12 protein-coding genes and 1 riboswitch are annotated in these 16960 nt (G+C 37.9%); of the genes, 5 read left to right on the top strand and 7 right to left on the bottom strand.

All coding sequences use genetic code 11. From position 1 onward, the window contains the following. Window positions 1-42: 42 nt before the first annotated feature. Window positions 43-2643, bottom strand: a complete 2601-nt coding sequence (locus JHT90_RS12805) for a glycosyltransferase (RefSeq protein ID WP_201091641.1) — start codon at window positions 2641-2643, stop codon at window positions 43-45. A gap of 302 nt (window positions 2644-2945) precedes the next feature. On the opposite strand from JHT90_RS12805, the gene JHT90_RS12800 reads away from it, so the two are divergent. From JHT90_RS12800 to fkpB, 5 genes are all read left to right on the top strand, one after another. Then, on the top strand, window positions 2946-4382 hold the full coding sequence (locus JHT90_RS12800) for a phospholipase D family protein (protein WP_201091636.1): 1437 nt from the start codon (window positions 2946-2948) through the stop codon (window positions 4380-4382). Window positions 4383-4521: 139 nt separating this feature from the next. Continuing rightward, window positions 4522-5466: a bifunctional riboflavin kinase/FAD synthetase gene (gene ribF, locus JHT90_RS12795; protein WP_201091634.1), complete on the top strand. Its 945-nt coding sequence runs from the start codon at window positions 4522-4524 to the stop codon at window positions 5464-5466. A gap of 10 nt (window positions 5467-5476) precedes the next feature. Then, the gene (ileS, locus tag JHT90_RS12790) at window positions 5477-8308 is read left to right on the top strand and encodes an isoleucine--tRNA ligase (protein WP_201091632.1); all 2832 of its coding nucleotides are present in this window, start codon (window positions 5477-5479) and stop codon (window positions 8306-8308) included. A gap of 30 nt (window positions 8309-8338) precedes the next feature. Then, complete coding sequence (lspA, locus tag JHT90_RS12785; RefSeq protein ID WP_201091622.1) at window positions 8339-8845, top strand: signal peptidase II; 507 nt, start codon at window positions 8339-8341, stop codon at window positions 8843-8845. Beyond that, window positions 8838-9263, top strand: a complete 426-nt coding sequence (fkpB, locus tag JHT90_RS12780; protein ID WP_201091620.1) for an FKBP-type peptidyl-prolyl cis-trans isomerase — start codon at window positions 8838-8840, stop codon at window positions 9261-9263. Before lspA ends, fkpB begins: the two co-directional genes overlap by 8 nt. On the opposite strand, the gene JHT90_RS12775 is transcribed toward fkpB, so the two are convergent. The 6 genes from JHT90_RS12775 to JHT90_RS12750 all read right to left on the bottom strand — a co-directional run bounded on the left by JHT90_RS12775 (window position 9247) and on the right by JHT90_RS12750 (window position 16925). Beyond that, complete coding sequence (locus tag JHT90_RS12775) at window positions 9247-10065, bottom strand: TatD family hydrolase (RefSeq protein WP_201091618.1); 819 nt, start codon at window positions 10063-10065, stop codon at window positions 9247-9249. The genes fkpB and JHT90_RS12775 overlap by 17 nt on opposite strands. 3 nt (window positions 10066-10068) lie before the next feature. Further along, complete coding sequence (locus tag JHT90_RS12770; RefSeq protein WP_201091616.1) at window positions 10069-12015, bottom strand: DEAD/DEAH box helicase; 1947 nt, start codon at window positions 12013-12015, stop codon at window positions 10069-10071. A gap of 236 nt (window positions 12016-12251) precedes the next feature. Then, window positions 12252-13103, bottom strand: coding sequence for a methylenetetrahydrofolate reductase [NAD(P)H] (gene metF / locus JHT90_RS12765; protein WP_379971811.1), 852 nt, complete (start codon window positions 13101-13103; stop codon window positions 12252-12254). Window positions 13104-13147: 44 nt separating this feature from the next. Further along, entirely contained in the window at window positions 13148-14545 is a 1398-nt protein-coding gene (gene ahcY / locus JHT90_RS12760) for an adenosylhomocysteinase (RefSeq protein WP_201091609.1), read from the bottom strand. Between the two features lie 67 nt (window positions 14546-14612). Continuing rightward, window positions 14613-14708: riboswitch (S-adenosyl-L-homocysteine riboswitch) on the bottom strand. A 141-nt stretch (window positions 14709-14849) separates the two neighbouring features. After that, complete coding sequence (locus JHT90_RS12755) at window positions 14850-15260, bottom strand: hypothetical protein (RefSeq protein WP_201091607.1); 411 nt, start codon at window positions 15258-15260, stop codon at window positions 14850-14852. 153 nt (window positions 15261-15413) lie between these two features. Next, window positions 15414-16925, bottom strand: a complete 1512-nt coding sequence (locus tag JHT90_RS12750; protein ID WP_201091605.1) for a phosphatase domain-containing putative toxin — start codon at window positions 16923-16925, stop codon at window positions 15414-15416. Window positions 16926-16960: the final 35 nt, after the last annotated feature.

Raw genomic sequence — 16960 nt, 5'->3', positions numbered from 1 at the left:
ATAGCTTAAGCGGTTTTAGAAGAACTGAAACCGCTTTATGATTTAGTGAGTCTTAATAGCAGACATCATCATTTGTTTATTAGGTTTAAGTGATGACACCATAGCCATAACCATGGCAGCTAAATAAGGCAAAGATTGTACAGAGAGAGTAATAATCCAAAGCATTACATCAAAAGCAAGGGATTCTTGGGTTAATAATATACCTGCCACTGCAACCCATAGTAGTAACATAATAAACACTTCTTCTCGTGCTTCACTAAATGCCACTAAAAAACCATGGTTACTGCGCATTTTAGGTGTACGGAAGAAAGGTATACTTTTTGTAAAAAAGCCATAAAGCACAGCTTTCGCAATGGTATGAGAAAGAGAAAGCCCTGTTAATGCAGCAAAAAAAGCATCTTTATAGTTAACACCAATCACCTTCTTATAAAGGAAAATAATTTTACCTACCTTAAAGAAGAATAAGGCTAATGGCGGTAGTGCAAAGATGATTAAAGGTGGGTCAAATTGTTGTGGTCTAATAATCATGGCAGAAGACCATAATAATGACCCAAGGATAAAGAAGATATTCATACTATCCGCAATCCAAGGTAACCAACCTGCTATAAAATGATAGCGTTGACCTTTACTAAGACGCTTACCATCTTTCGTTTTACCAAATACTAAGGTTTTAAAATGGTGTTTAATAATTTGAATAGCACCATAGGCCCATCTGAAACGTTGTTTCTTAAAGTCCATAAAGGTATCAGGCATTAAACCTTTACCATAACTTTGTTCACAGTAAGCGGCAGATAAGCCTTTTTCAAATACCCGTAGACCTAGTTCAGCATCTTCAGTGATACACCAATCGGCCCATTTTAATTCATCTAATACTGTGCGACGTACCATAGTCATGGTGCCATGTTCAATAATAGCATCCCGCTCATTACGGGTTATCATACCAATATGAAAGAACCCTTTGTATTCAGCGTAGCAGAGCTTTTTAAATAAACTATCATTCTCGTCATAATAGTCTTGCGGAGACTGCACAATAGCAATTTTGGGGTCTTTAAAATGGGGAATCATGTGTTTTAGCCAATTAGGGTCAACACAATAGTCGGCATCAATTACAGCCACTATTTCTACATCAGCCGATACTTTTTCTAAGGCGTAATTTAAAGCACCTGCCTTAAAACCAGCCAATGGGCTAACATGATAGAAATGAAAACGTGAACCTAACTCTTTACAGTAAGCTTCTACTGGCATCCATGTGGCTGGATCTTTAGTATTATTATCAATAACAACCACTTCATAATTTTGATAATCAAGTTTTGCTAAGGCGTCTAAGGTCTTTTTCAACATCTCAGGAGGTTCATTGTAGCAAGGTACTTGTATACAAACCTTGGGATGATAGGTGCTATCTCCTGTAATGGGTAAGAAAGGTCTACGTCGTTGTTTTGTCCAAACAGTTTCTGCTAGCTCATGGGCCTCGGTTAGGATCACAATCGCAATACCAAGCACACCAAAGGCTAATAAAGTACCAACAATAAGATTGAACCAAGTGCTGTATTGTTGAGTATAGTCATAACCAATCCAGACAATAGTAGAAGCACAAGCAAAAGCGATAAAGGTTAAAAATATACGACCTTTTTGTTTAAGGGCAGAGCTATCAATCATTAAGATAGAAATAGATAAAAAGGCGAGCATGGCAGAGATAACTGCCAATATTTTCCAATGTGCAATGGCAATCACAGGCCCTGTAAATTCAAATTTAGGTTGGCGGTCTAAATTATAAACGCCCCAATAAGCACCTACTGCTCCTTCATCGGTCATTTTCCATGGCTGATCAAAGGCTTCAACAATAAAATAAGAATAGCCTTGCTGATTTAAAATATTAATTAGATTACGTAAGTAAATAGCCTGATCGGCTTGTGTAGCAGTGGCTTTGCCTTCCATTCTGCCATTGCTAGGCCAACCTATTTCGGACAGGAGAAGAGGCTTATTAGGAAAGTCTTTTTTTAATACCGCTACTTTTTCAAAAACAAAGGGAATTGCTTGCTTAACAGGAATACGTTCCCAATAGGGCAGAATATGGGCTGCTATTAAATAAACATGATTGCCTAATTCAGGATATTTGTCCCAAATATGCCATTGTTCGGAAGTGGTAACAGGGATTTTGACGTTATCGCGCGCATAATCCAAGTAATCTATCATTTGATCTACTGTCACTTCTTCACGGAATAATGCTTCATTACCTATCACCAGACGTATTACATTACGATTTTCGTTGGCGATTTCAATAGCTTTATCTAGCTCTTTTTGATTTTCTGCTAAATCATTACTAATCCAAACCCCTAATGTCACTTTTAAGCCATAGTTATCTGCTAAGCGTGGGATTGCGCCAAGGGTTTCCTTAACAGAATAGGTACGAATATTTTGTGTCTGTGTCGCCACTAGCGCTAGGTCACTACTGATTTCTTCTGCTGTAGGGTAATCTCCTGTGGCTGGGTCCTGATTCCCATGAAAAGGAGAGAATGAATAGCCAGATACCTGTTGTGGCCAGCTAGGCGCACTAACAGGTCTATTATATATCGCCCACAGCCCTGTGAAAAAAGCAGCAATCAACAGCACTACAATAATATTGAGGGCATTTTTATGGTTCATGTTAACTTAACATTTCCTGTAAAAGTTATTGATTTATTACATTAAAGAATAATATAAAAAAAATTAGTTCAGATATATGATGAAGGCAAGTTGAATTAGTTCAGTAATGAACTAATAAAATGATTTACAAAGTTTTACTAAATCTTAAAGAAGGGTTAAACAAGGCTATAATAGATTACCATAACTAACTAAACATGTATAAGCTAATACTTAAAATTACGTACATATTAGGCAATTTATTTTTATTATTATCATTACTAGCTTGTGGTTCAAATTCGTTCGTGGACAAAAAGGCAAGTTATATGTTACCTGTAGACAATACAACTACCATTGACAAAGCGCTTCATCCTTTGCTTGATGCGCATCCAAACCAAACAGGTTTGGTGTTACTGGATAGTAATCTAGATGCATTTACCCTTAGGGCTATTACAGCAAAAGAAGCAGGTCGTAGTTTAGATTTACAATATTATATTTGGAATAATGACTTAACGGGTAACTTATTAAGTTATGAATTATTACGGGCTGCTGATAGAGGTGTACGGATACGATTGTTATTGGATGATATGAATGTTTCTGAAGATAATGTATTAGCTACTTTAGAGCAGCATCCTAATATTGAGGTGAGATTATATAATCCTGTTTATAGTCGCAAGAGTACGTTACTTAAAGTCTCTGAAATGGTCTATAGAGGATCAAGATTAAATCGACGTATGCATAATAAAATATGGCTAGCTGATGGCCGTGTTTCCATAGTAGGTGGTCGCAATATTGGTGATGAGTATTTTGATGCGGCTAAGCAAACCAACTTTTTTGATGTCGATGTTCTGTTATTGGGTGATGCAGTTAAAGACACACAAATTATCTTTGATCAGTTTTGGAATAGCATAGCTACGGTTCCTTTGAAGGAATTAATAAAGGTTAAAGAAGAGGCGTTATCGAGTTTGCGTCAATATATTAAAGATGTTGATGAAGATGTCATTAAAATAAAAAATGTTTATATAGAACGCTTAAGAGAATCATCGACAGTAGAAGCAATTTTTAATAATGAAAGACCAATTTATTGGACTGATGACGCGCATGTTTATTCAGACCCTCCTGAAAAAGCTTATGATCTAAGCAAGGACAAGTGGATAGTTAATTCTCTAGTACCATTTTGGTTAGATGCTAAGGAACAATTGATTTTAATTTCTCCTTATTTTGTACCTGGTGAAGAGGGTATGAAAATATTGAAAAAATTGCGTAGCCAAGATGTTGGTGTTGGTGTAGTAACCAATTCACTGGCTGCAACAGATGTGATGGTGGTCCATAGTGGCTATGCGCCTTATCGAATTCCTCTTTTGGAAGAAGGAATTAAAATATATGAATTCACGCCTTATCAAAAAGTAAATAAAAATTTGTTTGGTTCTAGTGGGGCTAGCTTACATACAAAGGTATTTATTGTTGATCATAAAACCAGTTTTATTGGTTCTTTTAATTTTGATCCACGTTCTGCCAGACTAAATACAGAAATGGGTGTGCTATTTGTCCATCCAGCTTTAACGAAAGAGCTAATAGCGCTGTACGAATATAAAGTTGAGAAAAATAACAGTTACGAGTTATTTTTGGAAGATGGTAAGTTACGTTGGTTGGATGGTACTGCTGATCCAGAAAGAATATGGAAACATGATCCAGAAGTAGGAATATTTAATCGAATGATTCTTAAGGTGCTCAGTTGGTTGCCTATTGAATCACAACTTTAAAGTTTAATAATTATCCACTCGTTGATAAAGCTTTATAGAGTCAATAACTGGTAGATTGTTTTTCCTAAATTAATTTATAGCATGTCAGGGGTTCTCCCGTTATAATTTATAACTTTTATTCTATAAAGCGTTTACAGTTATGCGGTTGGTTCGCTGTCTTCAAGATTTAAAGAATTTTAAACAAGGTTGTGTGGCTACCATTGGTAATTTTGATGGCCTACACTTAGGGCACCAAGCCATTTTAGAGCATGTTAAAGCATGTGCTAAAAAGCTGGGCGTGCCTAGTTGCGCTATTATTTTTGAACCACAACCAAAAGAGTTTTTTGATCCACAAGGTGCGCCTATTCGTTTAACCCGTGTGCGGGAAAAGCTAGAGCTATTAAGAGATCAAGGTATTGATATTGTTTTATGCTTGCATTTTAATCAACGCTTTAGAGAAATATCAGCCGAAGATTTTATTAAAAAAATATTGGTTGATGGCTTGCATGTAAAACATATTGAAGTCGGTGATGATTTTCACTTTGGTGCTAAACGTAGTGGTAATTTTGCCATGTTGCAAGAGGCTGGCAAACAATATGGTTTTACCGTGCAAGATGCTAAAACAGTCTATTTAGATGAGCAAAGAATCAGTAGCACCCGTGTGCGTAATGCCCTATTAGCAGATGATTTAGAATTAGTTGAACGATTATTGGGTAGACCTTTCCAATTATCAGGTAAGGTAATTAAAGGCCAGCAACTCGCTAGAAAATTAGGGTGTCCTACCGCTAATATCCAACTGAAACGCAAACATGCACCGCTTAGAGGGGTGTTTGTAGTTAGTTGTGAACTAGAGGGTAAAGTTTATTGTGGGGTGGCTAATATTGGCATTAGGCCTACTGTACATGGTGATGGACGTTCTCATCTGGAAGTGCATTTATTAGATTATTCTGGCGATCTTTATAATCGTCATCTTCGCGTTACTTTTCATCATAAGCTGCGTGATGAAAAGAAATTTAACTCACTTGATGAGTTAAAAGCAGCAATTGACAATGATGTGACCAATGCCCGTGCTTATTGGCAGGCGCGTGGCTTTTTAAACCGTTAGGGCTTTTATTATGAGTGACTATAAATCAACATTGAATTTACCGGAAACAGATTTCCCCATGAAGGCTAGTTTGCCTCAACGGGAACCAAAAATGATTGAACAATGGACTGCTGAGAATCTGTACCAAAAAATTCGTGAGATTAGTGAAGGTCGCCCTAAATTTTTACTACACGATGGCCCGCCATACGCCAACGGTAATATCCATATAGGTCACGCAGTCAATAAAATTATCAAAGATATTATTAATCGTTCAAAAATTCTATCAGGTTATGATGTGCCCTACATCCCTGGTTGGGATTGTCATGGTTTGCCTATTGAAAACCAAATCGAAAAGAAACATGGTAAGAATATTGAAGCAGATAAAATGCGTGAGCTTTGCCGTTCTTTTGCTAAGGAACAGGTTGAAGGTCAGAAAAAAGATTTTATTCGGTTAGGTGTGCTTGGCGATTGGGATAATCCTTATTTAACCATGAACTTTGCTAATGAAGCAGGTGAAGTACGTGCCTTAGCGGAAATGGTTAAGCATGGCTATGTATTTAAAGGATTAAAACCTGTTAATTGGTGTTTCGATTGTGCTTCTGCATTGGCTGAAGCTGAAGTGGAATACCAAGATAAGCAATCAGACGCGATTGATGTAGGTTTCCCCGTAGCTGAGGCTGATAAATTAGCTGCTGCTTTTGGTTTAGCCAGTTTGCCTAGAACAGCTTATGCGGTGATTTGGACAACGACTCCTTGGACAATACCTGCTAACCAAGCGCTTAACTTCCACCCAGAATTAGAATATGGTTTAGTGGATGTTGGTGATAAATTACTGGTATTAGCAGTGGATTTAGTCAACGATTGTTTAGAGCGTTATAAGCTTGAAGGTAAGGTGATTGCAAAGGCATTAGGTGAGAAATTAGAGCTTATTAAATTTAAACATCCTTTCTATGATCGTTTATCGCCTATTTATTTAGCGGATTATGTAGAAGCTACTTCAGGTACAGGTATTGTGCATTCTGCACCTGCCTATGGTGTAGATGACTTTAACACCTGTAAACGCTATGGCATGAGTAATGATGATATTTTGACACCTGTCCAAAGTAATGGTGTTTATAGCGAAGATTTACCTTTTTTTGGTGGTCAATTTATTTGGAAAGCTAATGCAAATATCATTGAAAAGCTGAAAGAAGTAGGTAGTTTATTGGCTTATGAGAAGATTGTTCATAGTTATATGCACTGCTGGCGTCATAAAACACCCTTAATCTATCGTGCAACAGCGCAATGGTTTGTGGGAATGGATATTCAACCTACTGATGGTAAGACTTTGCGAGAACGTTCATTACAAGGTATTGAGCATACTCAGTTTTTCCCTGCGTGGGGTAAAGAACGTTTATACGATATGATCGCGAAACGTCCTGACTGGTGTATCTCTCGGCAGCGTAACTGGGGCGTTCCTATTCCCTTTTTCTTAAATAAACAAACAGGCGATTTACACCCACGTACTGTTGAGTTAATGGAAGAAGTAGCGAAGCGTATTGAAAAACAAGGTATTGAGGCTTGGTTTAAGCTTGACCCAGTTGAGTTATTAGGTGCTGAGGCTGAGCAATATGACAAAATCAGTGATACCTTAGATGTGTGGTTTGACTCAGGCACCACCCATTGGCATGTATTGCGTGGTTCTCACCCATTAGGCCATGCTAGCGGTCCTCGTGCTGATTTATATTTGGAAGGTTCTGACCAACATCGCGGTTGGTTCCACTCATCATTATTAACTGGTTGTGCAATTGACGATCATCCACCTTATCGTAGCCTATTAACCCATGGTTTCACAGTGGATGAAAATGGTCGCAAAATGTCTAAGTCATTAGGCAATGTGATTGCACCACAGGAAGTAACGGATAAGTTGGGGGCAGATATCTTACGCTTATGGGTATCTTCAGTGGATTACTCAGGTGAGATTGCTGCATCCCATGAAATTTTCCAACGTAATGCAGATGCCTACCGTCGTATTCGTAATACCATTCGTTATTTATTATCGAATTTATCAGGCTTTGACCCAGCCACAGATTTATTGCCAACAGATAAGTTATTAACTTTAGATCGTTGGGTAATAGACGCAGCTGCAAAAATGCAAAGTGAACTAAATGATGCTTATGAACAATATAAGTTCTGGCAGGTTTATCAGAAATTACATAACTTCTGTACCCAAGAGTTAAGTAGTTTTTACTTAGACTTAATTAAAGACCGTCAATACACTACTGCTAAAGATAGTGTAGCAAGACGTTCTTGCCAAACTGCATTATTCCATATTGCCGAAGCCTTAGTTCGTTGGATTGCACCAATTTTACCTTTCACTGCCGAAGAAGCTTGGGGTTATTTACCAGGTAAACGCAATGAATCTGTGATGTTGAATACTTGGTATAACGGTTTAACAGAGTTACCAGAAGGTTTTGAATTAGACCGTGATTACTGGCAACAAATTATGTTGGTTAAAACAGCGGTTAATAAAGAAATTGAAAACCAACGTAATAACAAAGTAGTTGGTGGTAGTTTACAGGCAGAGGTTACTTTGTATGCACAGGGTGGTTTATTAACTGCTTTAAATAAGTTAGGTGATGAATTACGTTTCGTGTTGATTACTTCTAAGGCGAATATGTTGCCTTTTGAACAAGCACCTGCCGATGCAGTAGCCACTGAGTTAGCAGATTTACAGTTAACGGTTAAAAAATCTGACAATCAGAAATGTGGTCGTTGTTGGCATTATGTGGCAGATGTTGGCCAGCATACTGATCATCCTGAACTTTGTGGACGTTGTATTACCAATGTTTATGGTGCAGGCGAAGAACGTCACAATGTATAACATATTTATTAATCTATAGAAGGCTTATCCTTGATGGCACGTTTTGGTAAATTACCTTGGGTTTGGGTATCGGTACTGGTCATTATTATTGACCAGTCCACTAAATACTGGACAGTGAACTATCTACCCTTGCAACAAATGGTAGAGGTTATTCCTAACTATTTGGCTTGGTTTCATACTTATAATTTTGGGGCAGCTTGGAGCTTTTTAGCAGATCATTCTGGTTGGCAGAAGTGGTTGTTTGCTGGTATTGCCTTTACTGTTAGTATTGTCTTAGTGATATGGTTGACACGCCTTAAATCCAATAAAGAAACATGGCTAGCTATTGCCTTAGCATTAGTGCTAGGTGGCGCTTTGGGTAATCTGTATGACCGTGTGGTACTTGGTTATGTAGTCGATTTTATTTTAGCCCATTGGCATACCGATTATTATTTCCCTGCCTTTAATATAGCAGATACTGCTATTAGTATTGGTGCAGCTATGCTAGTGATAGATATGTTGTTCTTTGCTAAAAAGAGAGAAAGTAAAAGTGAGTAGTATTAACGATAATAGCCGTGTGACATTACATTTTACCCTTAAGTTAACTTCTGGGGATGTAATTGATAGTACACGTGATAAGCAAGCCGCTACTTTTACCATGAAAGATGGCAGTTTATTACCAGGTTTTGAACAAGTGCTTATTGGTATGAAGGCAGGTGATAAACAAGAATTTCTTATCAAACCAGAACAAGGCTTTGGTCAACCTAATCCACAAAATGTACAAGTGATACCACGTGCTCATTTTAAAGAGATGGATATGGAAGTTGGCTTAATGTTTATGTTTAAGGATGCTGCTGGTTCGGATTTACCAGGTATGGTAAGTCGTTTTGATGATAAAGAAGTAGTGATCGACTTTAATCATCCATTAGCAGGTAAAGATATTTTATTTGATGTAGAAATTATAGCTGTTGAATAGTTACTATAATTTTTTTATAGTCCCAATTAAATAATTGACAGGCATTTTGGGTGGAGGCTTCGGCAAGAAGCTCTGCTGAAATGCCTTTAATTTTGGCCAGTTGTTGGCAGATTTCAGGTAAAAACTCAGGACTATTACGTTGCCCTTGTTGGCCAACAGGGGAAAGGTCAGGCGCATCGGTTTCTAATACAATGGCTTCCAGTGGTAGCTGTTGCAATACGCGGTGCATACGATGCGCTTGTGGGTAAGTGCCTGCACCACCTAAGCCGATTTTAAAACCAAGTTTGATATATTCTTTAGCTTCCTCATAACTACCACTAAAAGCATGAGCAATTCCACCAAGTTTAAATTTTAGACTTTTTAAAATTTTAATCGTATCAGCATGTGCCCTTCTAACATGGAGTAATACAGGTTTCTGATACTCTGTAGCAATAGCTAATTGGCGTTTAAATAACTGTTGTTGCTGATCTTGATCGTAGTTATCAATGTAGTAATCTAAACCAATTTCGCCAAGGGCACAGAGTTTTTGAGAGTTCTCAGCGGTTGCAAAAAGCTGTTTTAGCAGATCAAGCGCTTGAGGTATTTGTTGTGCTGATGGAATATACATGGGATGTATACCACAGGCCACATAGAGTGAAGGGTGTTGCTGTGCTAATTGAATAGTGTGTTGCCATTCATTGGTAAACACGCCCACCATAATTTGTTTTATAACGCCTAATTCGATACTTCTTTTTAAAACTTGGTCGCGATCCTTGTTAAAGTCTTCGCAACCAAGGTGGTTATGTGTGTCAATTAGGTGCATTACCTATTCATCATCTAAATTCTTACGTGAAAGCAACATAGGCTTTTCACTCTTAGGAATATGACGATTTGGCATACTGTCTAATTGTTCAATAGTAGGTAAACGGTCTACTCTTGAGTGTTTACGATGAATAATGGCTGGAGTCGTAGTTGGTGTACGTCTTTGTTGTGGCTCTTTTAGTTCACTTGACGGTAAGGCAGTCATTATCTCTCTTTTTCTATGAGGTGTAGAAGAAGGAGTGGTCAAAGGGGTGTTAGTGCGATTGTTGCGTCTATATAAAGAATTTCTTGGACGACGTTGATCAGTTGCTTGGCTATTATTAGTAGTTGCTGTTTTCGGTTTGGTTGTTTTAGCTCGTTGTGGACGGCTCGTGGTGGTTTTAGTTGCGCTTGCTACTGGTGTTGTAGTTGGTGGAGTAGCTTTTGTAAAACGCTTGCCACGTGCATTCTTAGCCTTGTCTTGGTAAGGGCTTATATAGTCTACACTGTTACCAAAATTATCGTATTCGTCATCACGGAATTCATCTTCTGGACGATCTGGAGGCATGTCATCTAATGATACAGTGCTTACAGGCGCATTTCTTCTATGTTTATTGTAAGGATTACGTGTTGTTTTAGTTTTGGCTTTACTAAAATTAGTTTTGCTAACGCGACTAGCTCTTTTTTCTGCTAAGTCGTCATCTAGATCTTCCGCAGCAGGAGCTTCAATTGGCTCATCAGTACCTAGCGTGGTTTTTCTTTTGCGTGATTTTCTACCTACCGCAGGGTGGCGGAAAATACGTCTAAAACGATCATTATTTTCTTCGTTTGTTTCTGCATCAAACACAAAATCACTCATATCACCATCAGCAATTTTTTGTTTGATAAAGTCTTCAATTACAAGTAATAACTTTTCTTCTTCTGGACTAACAAATGAGATAGCCTCGCCAACGCTATCAATAGTATTGATACGTTGTATATAGTCATCTTCAATATAAGGCAGATCAAAATTAATAATACAAGGTAATTGATTTATTTCTAAACTTTCAGTAGTAATATCTGTAGCAATTAAAACTTGTACTAAATTTTCTTTAAAATCAATCAGGGATTTATTGCGTGCATTTTGAGTTTTATTGCTATGGATGGTCGCTGAGTTTATACCTTTCTTAGTAAGGTAGTTGGAGAGGCGACTAGCACCGTATTTAGTACGGGTAAATAGTAGTATTTGCGGCCACTGGTGTTTATTGATTAGATGAGTCAGTAAGGCTGCTTTTTGGCGTGTTGGAATATAAAATACACTTTGTTTAATATGTTCAATAGAGGGTGTAATATTAATTTCAATACGCTCAGGGTTTTTAAGCAAAAAGTGAGCAAGTACAATAACATCATCTGTAAAGTTTGCAGCGTAAAGTAAATTTTGACGTTCTGCTGGTAGCAGATCAATCACTTGCTTAGTTGTTTTAATAGAGTCGTTATTAGTTAACTGCTCTGCTTCATCTAATACAAAAATTTCTACTGCTGATAGTTCAACAGCTTGTTGTTCAATAAGTTCTACTAAGCGAGTGGGGGATGCTACTAATATATCAACCCCATGGCTAAGTATTTTGGTTTGTAGCGCGCTATTTGTGCTATCTAAAACACAGCCTACCGTCATGGAAAAGTCAAAGGAATAGGCTTTAAAGTATTCTGTGATTTGAATCGCTTCGTCTGTGGAAGCTACTAAAATAAGTACTTTTGGTTGTTTTGAAGTAGGCGCTTTATGCGCTACATTCCCTTGTGGGAATAATTTTTCGATAATGGGGAGTACAAAACTACCAACTTTTCCTGTCTCTGCGGTTGGAGTGGCAACCATTAAGTCGTTATTTTGTAAAATAACGGGAATAGCCTGTTGTTGTAGAGTAGTGGGTGTTTCGTATAATGTTTTAGTTGTTTCTGATATAAGCTCGGAAAGTCCTAGCGATGTAAAGGACATGCAAAAAATCCTACTATTAAGTTAATAAATTAATATCGACATGATGTTTTTAACTATTTGCGCAGCTACACTTCAACTTATCGATTACTGAATCACCTGTCCTGCGCTGTACAGATATTAGTAATATGAGGAGAGTATTAAAGTTGAATGTCTTATTATGCTTTTTGGGCAAAGATTAAATAGAGTAATTATCCTTTATTATACCCAAAAAGCAAGTAATTACTAGTGGCGCAATATTAAATTAAATTTTTCCATACTGCAAGACTTGGTTCAGCCTGGTTTAATGTATAAAAATGCAGTCCTGGGGCACCACCAGCTAATAATTGTTCACAAAGCTTACTGATGGTTTCGGTACCAAATGATTGGATACTTTCTATGTCGTCACCATAAGCTTCTAGCTGTTTTCTAATCCAGCGAGGTAGTTCTGCGCCACAGGAGTCAGAGAAACGGGCTAGTTTACTGTAGTTAGTGATTGGCATTATACCTGGAATAATAGGGACATCAATTCCCATTTTTTGCACACGATCTACAAAGTAAAAATAGCAGTCAGCATTAAAGAAATATTGGGTAATAGCGCTATTCGCCCCTGCTTTAATTTTATTAACAAAATGTTTTAAATCTTGTTCCATGTTTAAAGCTTGTGGATGTATTTCTGGATAAGCAGCTACTTCAATATGAAAATGGTCGGCTGTTTCTTCACGGATAAAACTAACGAGATCAGACGCATAGCGTAAATCTCCTGCATCCATACCCATCCCTGATGGTAAATCACCACGTAAAGCAACAATACGATTGATACCTAGTTCTTGGTAGCGCTTTAATAAGCTACGTAATGACTCTTTAGAGTCTCCCACACAGGATAAGTGCGGTGCTGTAGCAACTTGGGTTGTATTGGTTAGTTGCAATACAGTATCAAAGGTTCTATCTCTGGTGGAGCCACCTGCGCCATAAGTACAAGAAAAGAATGCTGGGTTGCAAGTAGTGGCTAACTGTTGTGCGTGGTTTAAAAGTTTTTCCATGCCTACTTCTGTTTTGGTAGGAAAAAACTCAAAACTAAATAATGGTTTTGTGTTGTTCATTGTTATCATCATAAACCCTCCTTATTACTAAGGAGGGTAGGTCAAAAGGTTAATTAATAACGGTAAGTATCTGGTTTAAATGGTCCGTCAATAGGAACATCAATGTATTCAGCTTGTTTAGGCGTTAATTTAGTGATTACTCCACCAAAGCCTTTAACCATTTCAGCCGCTACTTCTTCGTCAAGTTTCTTTGGTAGTACTTCCACTCTTAATAATTCAGCTTTTTTATCAGCCGTTTGCTCAGCAAACTTTTGTTGGAATAAGTGGATTTGTGCCAATGCTTGGTTAGCAAATGATCCATCCATGATACGACTAGGATGACCTGTTGCATTACCTAAATTCACTAAACGACCTTCAGAGAGTAAGATTAGATAGTTGTCATTATCTGCTGCAAAGCTATCTTTGCCCGTTCTGTGTACTTTATGAACTTGAGGTTTAACTTCTTCCCATGCCCAGTTAGCACGCATAAACGCAGTATCAATTTCATTGTCAAAGTGACCAATATTACATACCACAGCACGTTTTTTAAGTGCTTTTAACATGTTTGCATCGCATACATTCACATTACCAGTGGTGGTAACGATAAGGTCTATTTTTTGTAATAAGTCAGTATTAACATTAGTATCTGAACCATCATTTACCCCATTTTTATAAGGTGAAACGACTTCAAAACCATCCATACAGGCTTGCATAGCACAGATTGGATCAACTTCTGAAATACGTACAATCATACCTTCTTGACGTAATGATTGAGCAGAACCTTTACCTACATCACCATAGCCAATAACAAGTGCTTGTTTACCTGATAGTAAGTGGTCTGTAGCGCGTTTAATGGCATCATTTAAACTGTGACGACAACCATATTTGTTGTCATTTTTGCTTTTCGTTACAGAGTCATTGACATTGATCGCAGGTACTTTTAAGGTGCCTTTTTTCCACATTTCAAGTAAACGATGCACACCTGTAGTGGTTTCTTCTGTAATACCATGTATCTTATCAAGCATTGCAGGGTATTTAGTGTGAAGGATAGCCGTTAAGTCGCCACCGTCATCTAATACCATATTGGCGTCCCATGGCTGACCATCTTTTAGGATAGTTTGCTCAATACACCACTCGTATTCTTGTTCTGTTTCACCTTTCCAAGCAAATACAGGAATGCCCGCAGCAGCAATAGCGGCAGCTGCTTGATCCTGAGTAGAGAAAATATTACAAGATGACCAACGAACTTCTGCACCCAATGCTATTAAAGTTTCAATGAGTACAGCTGTTTGGATGGTCATATGAATACAGCCAAGAATTTTGGCACCTTGTAAAGGTTTTTCAGTAGCGTATTTGCGACGTAAGGCCATTAATGCAGGCATTTCAGATTCTGCAATAATGATTTCTCGACGGCCCCAATCAGCCAAAGAAATATCGGCAACTTTATAGTCAGAAAAGTTATTCATGCTCATATCTCCATTCTAAAAGAACAAGCTTTTATTTGATTTAGCAATCTTTAATCAAAATAAAAGTTTTTAGTTTATATGAGCGCCGTTTGGAAAGTTTTATGGGTGGACCTGTATGCCACTAATCGAGCCTGACAACTTGCTTGTTGCTGCAGCGCTCCTCGATAAGCAATAAAACGGAGCATATTATAATCATTTTTTGTCGTTATCCCAAGAGATAACAAAAAAATAGCTAAGCTTTTCTAAGGGAGGGGATGGGGGAATTGTTCTTGAGTATTCCATGATAGGAATACTCAAGACAAAAAGAAAATTATACGTTTTCTTCTAACATAGGTAATTGCATACGTGCTTTAGTTAAAGCCATACCTAAGTTTGCACTCTTACGGCAAACGAAACAAACAATGTAATCAGGGTAGCGCTTACCACGCATAAAGATATGCAGTAAGTTTTCACTGTTTACAATAATTTCTTGGAAATAGTGGTGATTAGCGTCTGGTGGTAAACCACGTGCTTTTCTGAATAGTTGTTCAATCATTGAAACATTCGGACCTTGGAAAATATCAGATGTTGCAGCAGCAACAAGGTCTAATACTTCTCTTGGATGAGAGTCAATAGTTTTTACAGAAAGAAGCATACCTGATGATACGTCTACATAGCCAGCAGCAAGACATTCAGGGATTGCGCCAATCGCGGTTTGGATAGCTTGATCTAAATTAGCCATTATATTTTCCTTTACTTTATATGCTCTGAGGCATTTATTGATTTTTGTCAAAATAATAGATATTTGACATGTTTTATAATAATGGGTTGCTATTTTGCATTTTGCTGCTAGTAAAAGCAACCAGTTAATGGTAAAACTTTGAAAACTCTCTCATTAAGTTGCTCTAATAAGAATATTCTCTTCTAGTGCATAAAGGAGATCTTCTTGTTCTTTAGATTGTACATAGCCAGCATCAATTTGACGTAACCGTTTTAAAGTTTCTTCAGCTGTTAAGCCTTGTTTAATTAACCAAGCACCTAATACAGTACCTGTTCTTCCAAGTCCAGCTAAACAGTGAACGGCAAGTACATCCCCTTTGGCTAATAGTTTATCTAATTGTACTAATAGCATTTTTATCCACATAATAGGAGGGGCTCGACGGTCTTCAATTTTGAATTGAACACTACGAATACCATATTGCGCAAGTATTTCTTCAGGTAGTTCACGATCTGTTAAGTTAACTAAAACAGTTACACCCACATCTCTTAATGCAGATAGATCATATTCTAAGGGTGCTACAATGCCGGGCATAGGACAGCCAGCTAATTGATCTGGAGCGATCCAATGGAAACCATTAGGGCCTCGGAATTTACTACGAGAAGCATTTTTTACCGCCAAGTTGCTAGTCACCGAAGCAATAGGGGTGGATTGCGTCATTTCAGAAGAGCTGAGTTGAGGTTCTGATTTGGCTTGCTCAATCACTGATGAAATAGGCTTCTGTGGCTGTTCCTGAGGCATCACTAAATCATTGTTGACAGTTGGTATGACGGTTTGTGGCTTAGGAGCAGCTGCTTTAAGTTCTGCAATTATTTTAATCGCTTCTTCTGGTAAAGGAGGTGGCTTTGGAATACTTTCATCTAACGTATTCACATCTGCATCAGGCGCAGGAATATTACAACTGCCTGAGCGTAAGAATTGTGCAACCACATCATTTTTTGCTTTGTTGTTAAAGAAATCATCTTTGCTTTCGTAGGCCTGAACGCGACCACCCGCGAGCAATAAAATTTGATCACCTACTTCTTTTGCTTGCATTTGATTATGTAGAATAATCATGCAAACACGCTCTTCACCCAATTTTTTGGTTAATTTGAGAAGCATACTGGCGCCAGTTTCATTCATGCCAGTAGTAGGCTCATCTAATAGTAAGATAGGCTCTTTTGAAAAGGCTTCTCTGAGCATATTGACCGCTCTTGCGTGTTCAACAGGAAGTTGAATCATAGGCTGGTCTAAATACTGGATCATCGATGGGATTTCTAAACGCTCTAATTCACTGATGATATGCGCACGCATTTCTGCAGGGCTTAGTGATTGCTCAGAAGATTGGCGAACTTTTTCTGCAAAACTCTCAATAACTGGTAATCCCATCGCTTTAGCATTTTGTTGAACAAACTGAGGGATATTTTGCTGATCAATAGGTTGGTCTTTATATAAGATTTGTCCCCATTCGTGGGCATTGCTAGAGCGCTTATTAATCCCTGCAAGAGAGCGCATAAGTGTGGACTTTCCTGTTCCACCTGGGCCCATAACCACAATGACGCCTTTATCAGATTGAATAGAAAAGCTTACATCAGCTAAAATGACCCTAGTGCCAAATGCAATGCCATATGATTTAACGTCAAGTAACATTCCTGAAAGTCCTTTGTATGGTAAAAGCAAAAAAA

Source organism: Entomomonas asaccharolytica (assembly GCF_016653615.1).
Taxonomy (GTDB): domain Bacteria; phylum Pseudomonadota; class Gammaproteobacteria; order Pseudomonadales; family Pseudomonadaceae; genus Entomomonas; species Entomomonas asaccharolytica.
This window is presented reverse-complemented; position numbering and strand designations above follow the sequence as displayed.